At 66.2% G+C, this 714-nt stretch carries 1 protein-coding gene; it reads right to left on the reverse strand.

All coding sequences use genetic code 11. The annotated features are described in order from the left end of the window. Positions 1 to 714: ABC transporter permease (locus EOA86_RS37105; protein ID WP_245497511.1), on the reverse strand; the 714-nt coding region annotated here is incomplete at both ends.

The following is a 714-nucleotide window of genomic DNA, read 5'->3' on the forward strand; positions in this document are numbered from 1 at the left end:
CAACGTGGGCGAGCACGATGCGGCGGCGGGACAGCCCTTTAGCGCGAGCGGCGAGGACAAAATCCTGTCGCCAGACCTCGGCCATGCCGGCGCGCATCATGCGCAGGTAGAGCGCGAGATAGATGAAGCCGAGTGCGGACACCGGCAGGACGAGATGGCTGGCGATATCAACCGCGCGGTCGATGCCGGTCTTGGCCGACGCGAGGCTCTCGATGCCGCCGATCGGGAACCAGCGCAGGTCGACGGCGAAGACGATGATCAGCACCAGCCCGAGCCAGAAGCCGGGAACGGCATAGAGCGCCAGCGAACCGATCGACAGGAAACGGTCGCGAAAGCTGCCGGGCCTGGCGCCGGCATAGATGCCGAGTGCCGAGCCGAGCCCGAAGGAGAGCGCGGTGGCGCTACCCATCAAAAGCAGCGTGTTGGGCAGGCGTTCGAGGATGACGTCGCGGATCGGCCGCGAAAAGCTCACCGATTGGCCGAGGTCGAGATGCAGCAGCGCCCAGAGATAGTTGGCCAGCCGCGTCAGCGCCGACTGGTCAAGGCCCCAACGATGGCGCAGCAGTTCGATCATGCCGGCATCGCCGCCGGTCGAGGCGATATAGGCGTCGACCGCGTCGCCGGGGGCGGCTTCCAGCAAAAGGAAAGTGCCGATGACGACAATCAGCAGTACGAAGACGCTGCCGACGAGGCGACGGCGAAGGAGGGTGAGGC

This window comes from Mesorhizobium sp. M5C.F.Ca.IN.020.32.2.1, assembly GCF_004023105.1.
Lineage (GTDB): Bacteria > Pseudomonadota > Alphaproteobacteria > Rhizobiales > Rhizobiaceae > Mesorhizobium > Mesorhizobium wenxiniae.